At 74.0% G+C, this 15,047-nt stretch carries 14 protein-coding genes; 4 read left to right on the top strand and 10 right to left on the bottom strand.

Features of this window, described 5'->3' with window-relative positions:
• Positions 1-3: 3 nt before the first annotated feature.
• The gene (locus JOD46_RS09175; RefSeq protein WP_204393579.1) at positions 4-687 is read left to right on the top strand and encodes a hypothetical protein; all 684 of its coding nucleotides are present in this window, start codon (positions 4-6) and stop codon (positions 685-687) included.
• Positions 688-705: 18 nt separating this feature from the next.
• Here the strand turns inward: JOD46_RS09175 and JOD46_RS09170 are convergent, their stop codons facing one another.
• The 4 genes from JOD46_RS09170 to truB are packed head-to-tail and all read right to left on the bottom strand — an operon-like array spanning position 706 to position 3,378.
• Complete coding sequence (locus JOD46_RS09170; RefSeq protein ID WP_204393577.1) at positions 706-1,635, bottom strand: bifunctional riboflavin kinase/FAD synthetase; 930 nt, start codon at positions 1,633-1,635, stop codon at positions 706-708.
• On the bottom strand, positions 1,632-2,078 hold the full coding sequence (locus tag JOD46_RS09165; protein ID WP_204393575.1) for a hypothetical protein: 447 nt from the start codon (positions 2,076-2,078) through the stop codon (positions 1,632-1,634). Before JOD46_RS09165 ends, JOD46_RS09170 begins: the two co-directional genes overlap by 4 nt.
• 26 nt (positions 2,079-2,104) lie before the next feature.
• Positions 2,105-2,473 carry a hypothetical protein gene (locus tag JOD46_RS09160; protein WP_204393573.1) on the bottom strand — a complete coding sequence of 123 codons (369 nt, stop codon included), beginning with the start codon at positions 2,471-2,473 and terminating at the stop codon, positions 2,105-2,107.
• The gene (truB, locus tag JOD46_RS09155) at positions 2,470-3,378 is read right to left on the bottom strand and encodes a tRNA pseudouridine(55) synthase TruB (RefSeq protein WP_372432340.1); all 909 of its coding nucleotides are present in this window, start codon (positions 3,376-3,378) and stop codon (positions 2,470-2,472) included. The genes JOD46_RS09160 and truB overlap by 4 nt, the downstream gene beginning before the upstream one ends.
• A 58-nt stretch (positions 3,379-3,436) precedes the next feature.
• On the opposite strand from truB, the gene JOD46_RS09150 reads away from it, so the two are divergent.
• On the top strand, positions 3,437-4,441 hold the full coding sequence (locus JOD46_RS09150) for a ketopantoate reductase family protein (RefSeq protein ID WP_204393571.1): 1,005 nt from the start codon (positions 3,437-3,439) through the stop codon (positions 4,439-4,441).
• Here the strand turns inward: JOD46_RS09150 and JOD46_RS09145 are convergent.
• Positions 4,438-5,043, bottom strand: a complete 606-nt coding sequence (locus JOD46_RS09145; protein WP_204393569.1) for a nucleoside/nucleotide kinase family protein — start codon at positions 5,041-5,043, stop codon at positions 4,438-4,440. The genes JOD46_RS09150 and JOD46_RS09145 overlap by 4 nt on opposite strands.
• An 89-nt stretch (positions 5,044-5,132) precedes the next feature.
• On the opposite strand from JOD46_RS09145, the gene JOD46_RS09140 reads away from it, so the two are divergent.
• Positions 5,133-6,026, top strand: a complete 894-nt coding sequence (locus tag JOD46_RS09140; RefSeq protein WP_307834979.1) for an HhH-GPD family protein — start codon at positions 5,133-5,135, stop codon at positions 6,024-6,026.
• Between the two features lie 12 nt (positions 6,027-6,038).
• Here JOD46_RS09140 and JOD46_RS18935 read toward each other — a convergent pair whose 3' ends face one another.
• From JOD46_RS18935 to JOD46_RS09125, 3 genes are all read right to left on the bottom strand, one after another.
• Positions 6,039-7,445 carry an adenylate/guanylate cyclase domain-containing protein gene (locus JOD46_RS18935; RefSeq protein WP_204393567.1) on the bottom strand — a complete coding sequence of 469 codons (1,407 nt, stop codon included), beginning with the start codon at positions 7,443-7,445 and terminating at the stop codon, positions 6,039-6,041.
• Positions 7,442-9,145, bottom strand: a complete 1,704-nt coding sequence (locus JOD46_RS18800) for an NAD(P)/FAD-dependent oxidoreductase (protein WP_204393565.1) — start codon at positions 9,143-9,145, stop codon at positions 7,442-7,444. The genes JOD46_RS18935 and JOD46_RS18800 overlap by 4 nt, the downstream gene beginning before the upstream one ends.
• Positions 9,146-9,253: 108 nt before the next feature.
• A complete protein-coding gene (locus JOD46_RS09125; protein WP_204393563.1) occupies positions 9,254-10,624 on the bottom strand; it encodes an MFS transporter in 1,371 nt (456 codons plus the stop codon).
• A gap of 130 nt (positions 10,625-10,754) precedes the next feature.
• Between JOD46_RS09125 and JOD46_RS09120 the strand changes: the two genes are divergently transcribed.
• Positions 10,755-11,684 carry a LysR family transcriptional regulator gene (locus JOD46_RS09120; protein WP_307834978.1) on the top strand — a complete coding sequence of 310 codons (930 nt, stop codon included), beginning with the start codon at positions 10,755-10,757 and terminating at the stop codon, positions 11,682-11,684.
• A gap of 19 nt (positions 11,685-11,703) precedes the next feature.
• On the opposite strand, the gene rbfA is transcribed toward JOD46_RS09120, so the two are convergent.
• A complete protein-coding gene (gene rbfA, locus JOD46_RS09115; RefSeq protein WP_204393559.1) occupies positions 11,704-12,165 on the bottom strand; it encodes a 30S ribosome-binding factor RbfA in 462 nt (153 codons plus the stop codon).
• Between the two features lie 55 nt (positions 12,166-12,220).
• Positions 12,221-14,980 carry a translation initiation factor IF-2 gene (gene infB, locus JOD46_RS09110; RefSeq protein ID WP_204393557.1) on the bottom strand — a complete coding sequence of 920 codons (2,760 nt, stop codon included), beginning with the start codon at positions 14,978-14,980 and terminating at the stop codon, positions 12,221-12,223.
• Positions 14,981-15,047: the final 67 nt, after the last annotated feature.

The raw sequence follows: 15,047 nt of genomic DNA, 5'->3' as shown, positions 1-15,047 counted from the left end.
CGCGTGGCCGACCTGTCCCGCTTCCTGCCGCTGAGCCGCCGGCCCGACGTCGACGAGTCGGGCGTCACCGGCGACCGGCGTGCGGAATCGGCCGACGTGCTCGCCGCGCTCGCGGGCATCGTCCGGGCGGGCGGCGACGAGCTCTGGGCGGCTGCGACGGCGAGGGCCGGATGGCGCGTCGCCGACGTCGTCGCCGAACTGATCCACGGTTTCGACCGCACGCGCACGCGGCGCGCGCTCGAGTCGGCCGAGCGGTTCGTCCGCGGCGGCGAGGCGCGACGGCTCGCCGAGCTGCCGCGACCTCCCGGCCCGGCCGAGGCGGCCGGTTCGCTCGAGACGCGGGCGCGCCTCGTCCGCGAGCGGGACCGCCCGACCGGGGTGGCCGAGCTCGACGACGCGGTGGTCGCCGCGCTGCTCGTCGGCGACGCGGCATCCGTCGACGTGCCGATGTCGCCGGTCGCGTCGGGCGCCGTGGCCCTGCGCCGCGCCGCCGCGGCCCCCACCGAGATCCGCGCGGTGATCGCCGGGCACGCACTGCGGGCCACGGATGCCGGCTGGGAGTTCGGCCACGGCAGCCCGCTCGTCGACACGGCCGCGGGGCTCCTGCGCTTCCTCACCGGCATCGGCACGGTCGCGCCGCACCCGCCGGGCCCGGGCGATCCGCCGCCCGCGACGCCGGGCTCCTGACGCGCCCGCGCGAGTCCCTCAGCCGACGAGGTCGCGAGCGCGCTCGACGTCCCGGCCCATCTGCACGATGAGCGCGTCGATGTCGTCGAACTTCTCCATGCCGCGGATCCGGTGCGCGAACTCCACGCCCACGACGTGGTCGTACAGGTCGAGGTCGCGGTCGAGCACGTACGCCTCGACCTGTCGCGCGGCGACACCCTCGAACGTCGGGTTGTTCCCGACCGAGATCGCGGCCGGATAGCGCACGCCGCCGTCGATGAGCCAGCCGGCGTACACGCCGTCGCCCGGGATGAAGCCCTCGGCGTCGGGCGCGAGGTTCGCGGTCGGATAGCCGAGCTCGCGACCCCGCTTGAACCCGTGCACGACGAGGCCGCTCACGGTCGGCACGTGGCCGAGCAGCTGCGCCGCGTGCTCGACCTCGCCCGCGTCGAGCAGCTGCCGGATCCAGGTGGACGACACGCGGCGGCCGCCCTCGGGCACGACGTCCTCGACGACGACGACCTCGAAGCCGAGCTCGTCGCCCTGGCGGCGGAGCAGGTCGACATCGCCCTCGTTGCCGGCGCCGTAGCGGAAGTCGTGGCCGACGAGCAGCACGCGGGCCGAGAGCGCCTCGACGAGGTAGCGGCGCACGAACGCGTCGGCGCTGTTCGAGGCGAGCGCGCCGTCGTAGTGCAGGAGCACGGTCGCGTCGAGGCCGGTCGTCGCGAGCAGCTCGAGCTTCTGGCGGGTGCTCACGAGCTGGGGCGGGCACCGGTCGGGCGCGTGGAACGCGGCGGGGTGCCGGTCGAAGGTGATGGCGACGGCCTCGAGGTGGCGGGCCTCGGCGATCTCGCGCAGCTTCGCGATGACCGCGCGGTGGCCCTGGTGCACGCCGTCGAACTTGCCGATCGTGACGGCCGACGGCCCGTAGCCGGCGGGAACGGCCTCGAGCCCGGTGAAGGTCCTCACTCGGCACCCTCCGCGCCGGGCTCGGGTCGATGCCGAGCGAGCCACCACATGCCGAGGAGCGGAAGGACCAGCGGGATGAACAGGTAGCCCCGGCCGAACGCCGACCACACGGTGTCGTGCGGGAAGAGGTCGGGCCGGATGACGCTGAGCAGCCCGATGACGACGACGCCCGTGAACTCGAACGCGATGGTGGCCCACGCGATCCGGTACCAGGTACGACCCGGCCGGACGAGCGCGATGGTCGCGACGATGTAGACGACCGCGGCGAGCGCCGAGAGCGAGTAGGCGAGCGGCGCCTCGTCGAACTTCTCCACGATCTGCACGAGCGAGCGGCCGGTCGCGGCGAGCGCGAGCACGCCGTACACGGCGACGAGCACGCGGCCGACGCCGCTCAGGCGTCCGGGGCGCGTCGTGCGGGACGTTTGCGCGGTGGGCGTGCTCATGTCGGTCGATTCTCCCAGAACCCGCTTCATGCCTGCTGCACGGTCCAGATCTGGAACATGCGATACACCATCACGGCGACCGCCAGCGCGGCGACGCCGCACACCACGGTGGCCCAGCGGCCGCGGTCGACGAGCGCCCAGAACGCCGCGGCCGGCGGCAGCAGCACGGCGCTGACGAGGTATACCCAGAACTCCAGCAGGCTTCCGGTGGGAGGATTGCCCGCCGCAGGGGCCACGAGCGCGACGACGACCTGGGCGATCAGCAGCAGCTCGACGAGCGCGAGCGCGCCGAAGACGAGGTCGTTCGGCACGCGCCCGGCGAACCCCAGCACGATGCAGAGGAGGCCGGCCACGACGGCCACGGCGACCTGCACCCAGGCGAACCACTCGATCATGCGCCCTCCTCGGCGGGGAATCCTGTGACGACCTTCAGCTGCGGCCCGCGGCGCTCGACGATCGCGACGAGCACGTCGCCGGGGCCGATCGCGGCAGCCGGCACGCCGGCGGCGAGGTCGGCGGCATCGGCCGGCGGATCGATCCGCTTGCCGTGCCGCAGGTCGCGCACGGCGTCGGCGTCGATCGCGACCGCGGGCAGGGCGCGACGCGCGGCGTCGGCGGGCGCGAGGCGCGCCGCGGCGGCGTCCAGGCCCTCGAGCGCGCCGGCCTCGGCGACGTCGAAGCGACCGATGCGCGTGCGGCGCAGCGCGGTGAGGTGCCCGCCGACGCCGAGCGCGGCGCCGAGGTCGCGCGCGAGCGCTCGCACGTAGGTGCCCGACGAGCACGCGACCCGCACGTCGAGGTCGAGCCATCCGTCGCCGGGGCGCACGTCGAGCAGGTCGAAGGCCGAGACCGTCACGGTGCGCGCCGCGAGCTCGACGGCCTCGCCCTCGCGCACCCGCTGGTACGCGCGCTTGCCGTCGACCTTGACGGCGCTGACCGCGCTCGGCACCTGCTCGATGACGCCCGTGAGCTGCGACATCCGCTCGAGCACCTGCTCGCGGCTCACGGCCGCCACCGCGTCGGCCGGGGCCGCCGGATCGATGGGCTCGCCCTCGGCGTCGTCGGTCGTGGTGCCCCAGCCGAGCCGCACGGTCGCCAGGTACTCCTTGTCGAGCCCGACGAGGTGGTGCAGCAGGCGCGTGGAGGACTCGACGCCGATCAGGAGCAGGCCCGTCGCCATCGGGTCGAGCGTGCCCGCGTGGCCGACCTTGCGCGTGCCGGCGAGGCGGCGGACGCGGGCGACGACGTCGTGGCTGGTCATCCCCTGCGGCTTGTCGACGAGGAGGATGCCGCTGTTCACGCCGTACAGGCTAACAGCGCGGGCGGATGGCGCACGCCGGGCGTCCTACGCTGGTGCCGTGAGGATCGGGATCATCGGCGCGGGCGCGCTGGGCGGCACGTTCGCCGCGCTGCTCGCGCGTGCGGGGCACGAGGTCGAGGTCACGGCGCGCGGTGCCGGCCTCGAGGCGATCCGGTCGGGCGGCATCCGGCTCTCGGGCGGCTACGGCGACGCCCACGTTCACCCCGCCACCGGCGAGCGACTCGCCGTGCGCCCCGACCTCGTGCTCGTCTGCACGAAGGCGCAGGATGCCGCGGCCGCGCTCGTCGCGAACGGCGCGACGATCGACGGGGTGCCCGTCGTCGTCGTGCAGAACGGGCTCGACGGGGTCGACACCGCCCGGCGCGCGCTGCCGCGCGCGTCGTGCATGGGCCTGCTCTCGATCATCGCCGCGAACTACACCGAACCCGGCGCCGTGCGCGTGACGACGACCGCGGCGAGCTACCTCGGTCGCGGCGACGGCGCGCCCGACGACGAGGTGCGGCGCATCGCCGCGCTGCTGTCCGAGGCGGTGCCCGTCGTCGCGATCGCGAACTTCCGCGGGGCGCAGTGGACCAAGCTCGTCGTCAACATGCTGAACGCCGTGCCCGCGATCGTCGGCCGGAGCGTGCAGGAGGTCGTCGACGACCGTCGCCTGCGCCGGGTCGTCGCGGCGTCGATGCGCGAGACCGTGCGCGTCGGCGCGGCACGCGGCATCCGCTTCGGCTCGCTGCAGGGACTCGGCGACCGGCGCCTGCGGCTGTTCGCCCGCCTGCCGCTCGCGCTCGGCCAGGTGCTGCCGTGGTCGATGCGCGTGCGGATGGGCCGCGTGCCGAACCTCGGCTCGACCCAGCAGAGCCTGCGCCGCGGCCAGCCGACGGAGGTCGACTTCCTGAACGGCGCGGTCGTGCGCGAGGCCGAGGCCGCAGGGCTCGATGCGCCCGTGAACCGCGCACTCGTCGCGCTCGTGCACGAGGTCGAGCGCACCGGCGCGCCGCTGCCCGCCGAGCGTGTGGCGGCGGTGCTCGACCGCGTCGAGCGCTAGCCCGCCTCGTCGCGCGGTCCGCGCTGCGGATGCTCGGGGTCGGCGAGGTCGACCACGATCGCCGCGACGTCGCGCGGGTCGGCGGTCGCGTACGCGACGCGGTCGGCCGCATCGAGCGGGTCGCCGTCGACGGCGATCGCGACGTCCCACAGGTCGCGGAGGCGGTCGCGCAGCAGGAAGCGGCCGTCGAGCACGAGGATCGCGTCGGCCGGACCGGTGCGCCACTTCGGCTCGACCCATGCGTCGCGCACGAGGTCGAACGCGCGCGTCACGAACCCCGTCGATCCGCCCAGGCGGAACGGCTCGACGAGCGTCCGGCGCAGCAGCGACTCGTCGATGCCGTAGCCGTAGTAGCGCGCCGAGGTGTCGGGCCCGTAGTCGGCCTGGGCCTCGCGCGATCGGTGGAAGTCCTCGACGCTCGCGCGGAACACCTCGAGGTCGCGCTCGCGCAGCACGTCGGCGAGGTCGTCGCCGAGCCGTGTCTTGCCGCTGCGGACGGGGCCGTCGATCGCGACGATCACCCGCCCGCGCCCGGTGCGCGCGAGCAGCTCGTCGGCGACGCGGCGGAGGAAGGTCGTGCGCGGGGTGGTGACCAGTCGCATGCTCCGAGCGTACGGCGGGGCCGCCGGCGCGTCGATGCGCGACCTCGCCTCCCGCCGCTCGCCTCCCATCGCCCGCCTAGGCTGGATGCGTGCCGCAGCCCGTCGACGTCCGCGACCGCATCGCGCCCGCGGTCGTCGCATGGTTCTCCGATGCGGCGCGCCCCCTCCCGTGGCGCGCGGCCGACGTCTCGCCGTGGGCGGTGCTCGTGAGCGAGTTCATGCTCCAGCAGACGCAGGTCGCGCGTGTGCAGCCGCGCTGGGAGGAGTGGATGCGGCGCTGGCCGACGCCCGCCGCGCTCGCGGCCGAGCCCGCCTCCGAGGCCGTCCGCGCGTGGGACCGGCTCGGCTACCCGCGACGCGCCCTCTGGCTGCATCGCGCGGCCACCGAGATCGTCGAGCGCCACGGCGGCCGGGTGCCGCGCGACCTCGACGCGCTGCTCGCCCTCCAGGGCATCGGCCCGTACACGGCGCGCGCGATCGCCGCATTCGCGTTCGGCGACCGGCACCCGGTCGTCGACACCAACACGAGACGCGTGATCGCGCGGGCGGTCGACGGCCGCGCCGAGGCCGGGCCGCCCGCGACCGCGCGCGACCTCGCCGCGATGGACCGCCTCCTGCCCGACGAGCGCGAGGCCGCCCACCGGTTCAACGCCGGCGCGATGGAGCTCGGCGCGACGGTGTGCGCCGCGCGGGCGCCGCGGTGCGACGCGTGCCCGATCGCGGAGCTGTGCGCCTGGCGGAACGCGGGATACCCAGCCTACGACGGGCCGAAGCGCGCGCGCCAGGCACGGTTCGAGGGCAGCGACCGCGAGGCGCGCGGCCTGGTCATGCGCGAGCTGCGCGCGACCCACCGGCCCGTGCCGCGCGACGTGCTCGCGGGGCTGCTCGCCGACGACGCGCGGCTGGCGCGCGCGCTCGACGGCCTGGTCGCCGACGGGCTCGCCGTCGCGACCGCCGACGGGTTCGCCCTGCCCGAGGCGTGACGCGCCGGTCGCTCAGGAGCCCGCGAGTCCGACGAGCAGGTGCGTCTCGACGGGCGCCTCGCGCCCGGCGACCTCGAGCGCACCGAGCGGTTCGGTGATCGCGGCCGACCCGAGCCGCTCGCGCGTGCCCGCGGCGATCGCGACGCCGCCGACGGGCGCGCGGTGCTCGATGCGCGACGCCACGTTCACGGTGTCGCCGATCACGGTGTACGTCCGCCCCCCGCCGGTGCCGAGGACTCCCACGTTCGCGACGCCCGAGTTCACCCCGACCCGGAAGCGGGGCCAATCGGGGTGCGCCGCCGCGACCGCACCCGTCGCCTGCTGCAGGGCGAGGGCCGCACCGGCGGCCCGGTGCGCGTGCGACGCGCCGGACCCGGCATCCGTCTCGAACACCGCCATGACCGCGTCGCCGATCAGGCGGTCGACCCGGCCCCCGAACCGCTCGACGAGCGGAGGGATCGCATCGCCGAAGTAGGTGTTCAGCATGGCGGTGACCTCGGCGGGCTCGTGCGTCTCGGAGAAGCGCGTGAAGCCGGCCAGGTCGGCGAAGAGCACCGACACGTCGCGCTCCCCCGCCGCCGTGTCGCGCGTGTAGAGCCCGGCCCATCGCTCCTCGCGCCACGAGCGCTGCGCCGCGACCGCGATGATCACGAAGGCGGCGAGCATGAGCACGTGCCATTCCCACCACGACAGGTGCCAGTTGCGGCCCACGACGACGGCGATCTCGGCCTCGGCGAGGAGGGTGAACGCCGCCGCGAACGCGAGCGGCAGCGGCGACGCGGCGTGGCGCGGCATCCGCAGGTAGCGCACCACCGCGAACACGTAGCACGCGAGACCCACGGCGGCGAGGATCGCGAACGGCACGGTGGTGCGCTCTGGCGGCGCCGCGGCATCCAGCGGACCCAGGCGCAGCAGCGACACCGCGCCCCACAGCAGCATGAGCGCGAGCACGCCGCCGACGAGCCACGGCGCGAGCCGCACGACCCGAGCGCCGCGCTCGCCGTCGAGGTCGAGGCTCGACCACGCCGCGAACACCGACGCGAGGGTCAGGCCGGCCGGGGTCGCCAACGCGAAGCCGGTGTTGCTCTCGGCGAGCAGCACGCCGGGCGTCGCGAGCGCGTGCAGCGCGAGGAAGCCGGCGGCGGAGAGGAACGACAACGAGACGAGCACGAGCCGCGCGTCGCGCCGCAGGCGTGCCGCGGCACCCACGACCCAGGCGAGCGCCGCGTTGATGGCGCCGACCGCCAGCACGAGCCAGAAGTGCGTCGGCTGGTGCTCCCACTGGAGGTCGAGCGCCGGGCGCGCGACGAGCATGACGAGGCCGATCACTGGCACGGCGAGCGCCGCCGCGGTGAGCGCGAGGGAGGTCCGGGTCGGCGGCGGCGCCGTCGGCCCGGTCCCGGGCGCGATCGACGTCACGGTCCGACCGTCGACTCCCCGGCCGTCTCGGCGAGGCGGCGGTGCACCGAGGAGACGACGACGGACCCCTCGCCCACCGCCGAGGCGACGCGCTTGACCGAGTGGCGCCGCGCATCGCCGACGGCGAAGACGCCCGGCATGCTCGTCTCGTGCGCGAACGGCACGCGCTCGAGCGGCCACGAGCCGGGCGGCCCCTCCTCGATCACGGCCGACCCCGTGAGCACGTAGCCCCACCGGTCGCGCAGGATCTCGGGCGGAAGCCAGTCGGTGCGCGGCGAGGCGCCGATGAGCACGAACAGCCCGTTGCAGTCCTCCTCGTGGATCTCGCCCGTGTCGCGGTCCTCGATGCGGATGCGTTCGAGCGCGTCCTCGCCGGCGCCGCCGACGACCTCGACGCCGGTGCGGATGGTCACGCCCTGGGCGTGGAGCTGGTCGATGAGGTACTGCGACATGCTCGCGGCCAGGCCGGTGCCGCGCACGAGCAGGGTCACGGATGACGCGTACCGCGCCAGGTGCAGTGCGGCCTGACCGGCCGAGTTCCCGCCGCCGACGACGAACACCGGCCGCCCGGCCAGGCCCTGCGCCTCGATCGCGGAGGCCCCGTAGAAGACGCCGGCGCCCTCGAACGGCTCGAGCTCGGGCACGTCGATCCGCCGGTACGAGACCCCCGTGGCGAGGACCACGGAGCGGCACCGGATCTCCTGGTCGGGCGCGACGTGCACCGTGAACCCGCCGTCGGTCGGCTCGATGCCCGTCACCTCGCGCGCATGCGCGAAGCGCGCGCCGAAGACCCACGCCTGCTGGTAGGCCCGCTGGGCGAGTTCGGAGCCGGAGATGCCGCGCGAGAAGCCCAGGTAGTTGCGGATGAGCGAGCTCGACCCGGCCTGCCCGCCGATCGACTCGCGCTCGACGACGAGCACGTCCAGGCCCTCCGACGCGGCGTAGACCGCGGCGGCGAGGCCCCCGGGGCCGGCGCCGACGACCACCACGTCGGCCTCGGTGTCCTCCTCGAGGTCGGTCGTGAGCCCGTAGGCTGCGGCGAGCGTGGCGTTGTCGGGGTTGCGCAGGACCCGGCCGTCGAGCAGCAGCACGACGGGCTCGTCGGGCACGTCGGCGATGCCGACCGCCGAGAGGCGCTCGCGCGCGGCATCCGACCGGGGATCGAGCCATTCATGGGGAACCCCGCCGCGCGCGAGCAGGCTCCGGATCTCGTGCGTGCGCGGGAGCCCGTCGCGGCCGACGACCGCGACCTCGCGGGGGCGCAGGCCGATCGAGCGCTCCCATTCGAGCAGGAACTCGGTGATCGTGCGGTGGAAGTACTCGTCGGGCGAGTGCCACGGCCGGATGACGTAGTACTCCAGCTCGCCGGCCGCCATGAGCCGGAGGATCTCCTCGCGCACCCCGGGGTCGCCCCACTGCCCCCACGCGATCAGGCGGCCGCGGCGCACGTCGGGGAAGGCGCGGCGGGCGACGGCGAACAGCGAATGCCCGTCGAGGTCGCCGGCGCGGTCGGCCAGCACGAGCGCGAGCTGCCCGCCGTCGTCGGCGATCGCCCGGATCCGTTCGGCGGCCTCGTGCTCGTCGGCCGCCTCGTCGATGCGGTAGTCGGCGCCGTAGCGCCGACCGAGTTCCGCCGCGACGGCGGCACGCCCCTCGGCGTCGCGTTCGACCACGAGGATGACCGGCGGTGCGCTCGACATTCCACTCCTCCCCGGCGGGACGCGGGCCCACCCGCCGCTCAGGGACACAGTACTCCCGGGACGCGCGGATGCCTCGGGGCCATCCCCGAGGCATCCGCGGATCGTGGATCAGCCGGCCGTGGCGGCCGCCTGGACGCGCTCGCGGTCGGCCTCGTCGACCGCGCGGAGGTCGAGGCCGCGGGTCTCGCGGGCGAACGCCACGGCGACCAGGGTGATCGCGCAGGCGACCGCGACGTAGATCGCGATCGGCACGCTCGAGCCGTACTGGCCGAGCAGGCTCGTGGCGATGATCGGGGCGAGCGAGCCCGCGAAGATCGAGGTGACCTGGTAGCCGAGCGAGACGCCCGAGTAGCGCATGCGGGTCGGGAACATCTCGGCCATGATGGCCGGCTGGGCGGCGTACATGAGGGCGTGGAAGACGAGCCCGAGCGCGATCACGGCCCAGATGACGAACGGGTTCGCCGTGTTCATCAGCGGGAACGAGAAGAACGCCCAGGTCGCGCCGAGGAGCGCGCCCGCGGCGTACACGGGCTTGCGGCCGAAGCGGTCGGAGAGGCGGCCGGCGACCGGGATCACGGCGAAGTGCACGGCGTGCGCGCCGACGAGGATGAGCAGCGTGTTGGCCGTGCCCTCCTTGACGACCTGCGTGAGGTACACGATCGAGAACGTGACGACCACGTAGTACAGGATGTTCTCCGCGACGCGCAGGCCCATCGCGGTGACGACGCCGCGCGGGTAGCGCTTGATCACCTCGAGCACACCGTAGCTCGCGGCCTTCGCCTCCTCGCGCTCGGCCTGCATCTCGAGGAAGATCGGGGCGTCGGTGACCTTCGTACGGATGTACCAGCCGATCAGCACGATGACCGCCGAGAGCCAGAACGCGACGCGCCAGCCCCAGCCGAGGAACGCCTCCTCGGAGAGCGTCGAGGAGAGCACGTAGAGCACGAGCGTCGCGAGCAGGTTGCCGACCGGGACCGCGGCCTGCGGCCAGCTCGCCCAGAATCCCCGGCTCTTCGACGGGCTGTGCTCCGCGACGAGCAGGACCGCGCCGCCCCACTCGCCGCCGAGCGCGAAGCCCTGCAGGAAGCGCAGCACCACCAGCAGCGTCGGCGCGAGCAGCCCGACCTGCGCGTACGTCGGCAGGCAGCCGATGAGGAACGTCGCGACGCCGATGAGGATGATGCTGAACTGCAGGAGCTTCTTCCGGCCGTACTTGTCACCGAGGTGCCCGAAGACGATGCCGCCGAGCGGTCGTGCGATGAACCCGACCGCGTAGGTCAGGAACGCGGCGATGATGCCCGCGTAGGGGTCGTCGGAGGGCGGGAAGAAGGCGGTGCCGAACACGAGGGTCGCGGCCGAGGCGTAGAGGAAGAACTCGTACCACTCGACCACGGTTCCGGCCATCGACGCGGTGACGACGCGGCGCAGTCCGGAGGTGGCGGGTGCGTCGGTCGTGTCCCGGACGGGTGCCTGGGTCATTCGATGCTCCTTTGCATGGAAACGACGGTGGGGGATGTCGGACGCTCTCGCGTCATCGCCCGAGTCTGGCGTGCATCCTTCTGCATTCCAATGGCGAGATATGCGACCGCGATGTGCGAAACTGCACACCGTGTCCTCCCCCGCTCCGACCGGCCCGCGACGCCCGCCGAGTGCCGACGACCTGATCGTGCTGCTCGCCGTCGCGCGCGAGGGCCGCTACACGGGCGCTGCCGAGCGGCTCGCACTCAACCACACGACCATCGCCCGGCGCATCGAGGCGCTCGAGCAGGCGCTCGGTGGTCGCGTGCTCGCGCGCGGGGCGGCCGGCTGGGTGCTCACGCCGCTCGGCGAGCACGCGCTCGCGGCCGCGGAGGACGTCGAGCGCGCGATGCGACGGCTCTCCCCCGACGACGCCCCGGCGCTCGCGGGCGTCGTGCGGCTCTCGGCGACCGACGGCTTCAGCGGCTTCATCGCCGCGCCCGCGATGGCGGCGCTGCGCGAGCGGCATCCGGATGTCACGCTCGAGATCGTCGCGGCCACGCGCCGCGCCGCGCAGCAGCGCGTCGGCGTCGACCTCGAGGTCGTGGTCGGCCGGCCGCACGTGCAGCGCGCGGAGGCGATCCACCTCGGCGACTACGTGCTCGGCCTCTACGCGAGCCGCGCGTACCTCGAGCGGCACGGCATTCCGGGCTCGACCTCGGAACTCGCCGGCGCGCCGCTGGTGTACTTCATCGAGTCGATGCTCCAGGTCGACGCGCTCGACGAGGCGCGTCGCCCGACACGCGGGATGGTCGATGCGGTCTCGAGCACCAACGTCTACGTGCACGTCGATGCGACGCGCGGCGGCGCGGGATTCGGGCTGCTGCCGGCGTTCCTCGCCGACCCGCACGACGACCTCGTCCGGCTCTTCGCCGACGAGATCGAGGAGCGGCTGCCGTACTGGCTGGTCTGCCGACCGGAGGCGCTCCGCCAGCCCACGGCGCTGGCCTACATCGCCGCGCTGCGCGCACGCATGGCGGAGGCGGCCGACGCCCTCCTCGGGCGCGGCCGCCTCGCCTGATCGATCGACGGTCGCGAGCTCAGGCGCGCTGGTCCTCCGCGGCCTCGGCCTCCTCGTCGGCCTCGCGCGGCTTGACGTACGGGTCGGCGTCGCCGGCGTACTGGGCCGTCGCCGCGACGGCCGAGGTCTCGGCGTCGCGCTCGCGGGCCTCGCGCAGGAGCTCCTCGATGTGCTGGGCGTTCTCGGGCACCGCGTCGGCGATGAACTCGAGCGTGGGCGTGAGCCGCGCCGTGATGTTGCGGCCCACCTCGCTGCGGAGCATGCCGGTCGCGGCCTGGAGTGCGAGCGCGGAGTCGCGCCGCTCCTCGTCGGTGCCGTAGACCGTGTAGAAGATGCTCGCGTGCTGGAGGTCGCCCGTCACGCGGACGTCGGTGATCGTCACGAACCCGAGGCGCGGGTCGCGCAGGCCCTTGTCGAGGCGCCGCGCGACGATCTCCTTGATGCGGTCGGCCAGCTTCCTGGCGCGCTGGGGGTCGGCCATGGGGACTCCTTCCGGATGGGACCGGGGGCGGCAGCGCCGCCCCCGGTTCGCCGCGTCAGACCCGCGGCTTCTCTCGCATCTCGATGGTCTCGATCTCGTCGCCGACCTGGATGTCGTTGTACTTGCCGAGGCCGATGCCCGCCTCGAAGTCCGTGCGGACCTCGGTGACATCGTCCTTGAACCGGCGGAGCGACTCGATCGCGAGGTTGTCGCCGACGACGACGCCATCGCGGATGACGCGGGCCTTGGCGTTGCGCGTGATCGTTCCCGACCGCACGATGACACCGGCGATGTTGCCGAACTTCGAGGAGCGGAACACCTCGCGGATCTCGGCCACACCCGACTGCACCTCTTCGAACTCGGGCTTGAGCATGCCCTTGAGCGAGTTCTCGATGTCGTCGATCGCGTTGTAGATGACGTTGTAGAAGCGCACGTCGACGCCCTCGCGGGCGGCGCGCTCGCGCGCCTTCACGTCGGGGCGGACGTTGAACCCGATCACGATCGCGTTGTCGATCGTGGCCAGGTCGATGTCGCTCTCGGTGACGGCACCGACGCCGCGGTGGAGGATGCGCAGCTGCACCGACTCGTCGACCTCGATCTTCATGAGCGATTCCTCGAGCGCCTCGACGGCACCCGACACGTCGCCCTTGATGATGAGGTTGAGCGCCTCGACCTTGCCCTCCTCGAGCGCACGCGTGAAGTCCTCGAGGGAGATCCGCTTGCGAGCCTTGGCGAGCTGGGCGTTGCGCTCGGCGGCCTCGCGCTTCTCGGCGATCTGGCGTGCCGTGCGGTCCTCCTCGGTCACGAGGAAGGTGTCGCCGGCGCGCGGGACGCTCGAGAGGCCCTGCACCTGAACGGGTCGCGACGGCGTCGCGGCGGTCACGGGCTCGCCGTTCTCGTCGCTCATCGCCCGGACGCGGCCGTAGGCCGTGCCCGCGACGATCGCGTCGCCGACCTTGAGCGTGCCCGACTGGATGAGCACGGTCGCCACGGCGCCGCGGCCCTTGTCGAGCTTGGCCTCGATGGCCACGCCGCGAGCATCCTTGTCGGGGTTCGCGCGCAGGTCGAGACCGGCGTCGGCGGTCAGGAGCACCGCGTCGAGCAGGTCCTGGATGCCGATGTTCTCGCGGGCCGAGACGTCGACGAACATGACGTCGCCGCCGTACTCCTCGGCCACGAGGCCGAACTCGGTGAGCTGCTGGCGCACCTTGGCCGGGTTGGCGTCGGGCTTGTCGATCTTGTTGACCGCGACCACGATCGGCACGTTGGCCGACTGCGCGTGGTTCAGCGCCTCGATCGTCTGCGGCATGATGCCGTCGTCGGCCGCGACCACGAGGATCGCGATGTCGGTCACCTGCGCACCACGCGCACGCATGGCGGTGAACGCCTCGTGACCCGGGGTGTCGATGAAGGTGATCGCGCGGTCGATGCCCTCGTGCTCGGTGTGCACCTGGTACGCACCGATGTGCTGGGTGATGCCGCCGGCCTCGCCCGCGACGACATTCGCGTTGCGGATGGCGTCGAGCAGTCGCGTCTTGCCGTGGTCGACGTGGCCCATGACGGTCACGACGGGCGGACGCGCCTGCAGGTCTTCATCGGTCTCGTCCTCGAGCTCCTGGTCGAGGTCGATGTCGAAGCCCTCGAGCAGCTCGCGGTCCTCGTCCTCGGGCGAGACGACCTGGATCTTGTAGCCAAGCTCGGCGCCGAGCACCTCGAACGTCGCCTCGTCGAGCGACTCGGTCGCGGTGGCCATCTCACCGAGGTGGAACAGCACCGTGACGAGCGAACCGGGGTTCGCGTCGATCTTGTCGGCGAAGTCGGAGATCGAGGCGCCGCGACGGAGCCGGATGACGGTGTTGCCGTCGCCGCGGGGAACGCTCACGCCGCCCAGCGACGGGGCCTCCCGCATCTCGAATTCCTGCCGCTTCGTCCGCTTCGACTTGCGCGCCTTCGACTTGCCGCCGCCGCGGCCGAACGCGCCGGCCGTGCCGCCGCCGGGACCGCGACCGCGACCGCCGCCGCCCGCGGGACGCGGGCCACCGAAGCCGCCGCCGGGCGCACCGCCCGGACGGAAGCCGCCGCCGGCACCGCCGGGACGGGCTCCGCCGCCGGCGCCGCCGGGACGCTGGAAGCCGCCGCCGGGGCGGCCTGCACCGCCCGGACGCGGCGCACCCGGACGCGGGGCGCCGGGACGCGGCGGCTGGGGCCGCGGGATGTTGCCCGGGGTGGGCCGCTGGCCCATGCCCTGCGAGCTGGCGAACGGGTTGTTGCCCGGTCGCGGCTGGCCGGGGCGCTGCCCCATGCCCTGCGAGCTCGAGAAGGGGTTGTTGCCCGGTCGCGGCGCGCCGGGGCGCGGCGCAGGACGCGGGATGTTCTGGCCGGGCTTGGGACCGGCCGGACGAGCGACGTCGCCGGGCTTGGGGCCGGCGGCCTCGGGCTTGGGCGCGGCGGGCGCGGCCTGCTCGGCCTTCGACGTCGCCGCCTTCTCGGCCGCCGCCTGGGCGGCCTTCTGCTCGGCCTGCGCCTGGCGCTCGGCGACGCTCAGGGGCGCCTCGGCCTGCGGGGCCGGCGCGGGCGCGGCGGGCTTCGGGCCGGGCTTGGGGCCCGGCTTCGCCGCGGCGGGCTTGGCCGCCTCGGGCTTGGCGGCACCGCCGGCCGCCTCGAGGGCGGCGCGCAGGCGCCGTGCGACGGGGGGTTCGATCGAGGACGACGGGCCCTTGACGTATTCGCCCATCTCCTTCAGCTTCTCGAGCGCGACCTTGCTGTCGACGCCGAGCTCGCTGGCGATCTCGTGTACGCGTGGTTTGGCAGCCACTTCTCTCCTGTTCCGGGTCCACCCCGAAACAGGGGGACCATCAATGGCGGACGGGTCTCATTTCGAG

This window comes from Agromyces aurantiacus (assembly GCF_016907355.1).
GTDB classification, from domain to species: Bacteria; Actinomycetota; Actinomycetes; order Actinomycetales; family Microbacteriaceae; genus Agromyces; species Agromyces aurantiacus.
Note: the sequence above shows the minus strand (reverse complement) of the source record. Positions and strands in the feature narration are given on the sequence as shown.

Bases quoted from the DNA above. Each gene is read 5' to 3' on its own strand.
- JOD46_RS09165 (WP_204393575.1), bottom strand. From the start codon at position 2,078: ATGAGCACGCCCACCGCGCAAACGTCCCGCACGACGCGCCCCGGACGC.
- JOD46_RS09160 (WP_204393573.1), bottom strand. From the start codon at position 2,473: ATGATCGAGTGGTTCGCCTGGGTGCAGGTCGCCGTGGCCGTCGTGGCC.
- JOD46_RS09145 (WP_204393569.1), bottom strand. From the start codon at position 5,043: ATGCGACTGGTCACCACCCCGCGCACGACCTTCCTCCGCCGCGTCGCC.
- JOD46_RS18800 (WP_204393565.1), bottom strand. From the start codon at position 9,145: ATGTCGAGCGCACCGCCGGTCATCCTCGTGGTCGAACGCGACGCCGAG.
- JOD46_RS09125 (WP_204393563.1), bottom strand. From the start codon at position 10,624: ATGACCCAGGCACCCGTCCGGGACACGACCGACGCACCCGCCACCTCC.
- rbfA (WP_204393559.1), bottom strand. From the start codon at position 12,165: ATGGCCGACCCCCAGCGCGCCAGGAAGCTGGCCGACCGCATCAAGGAG.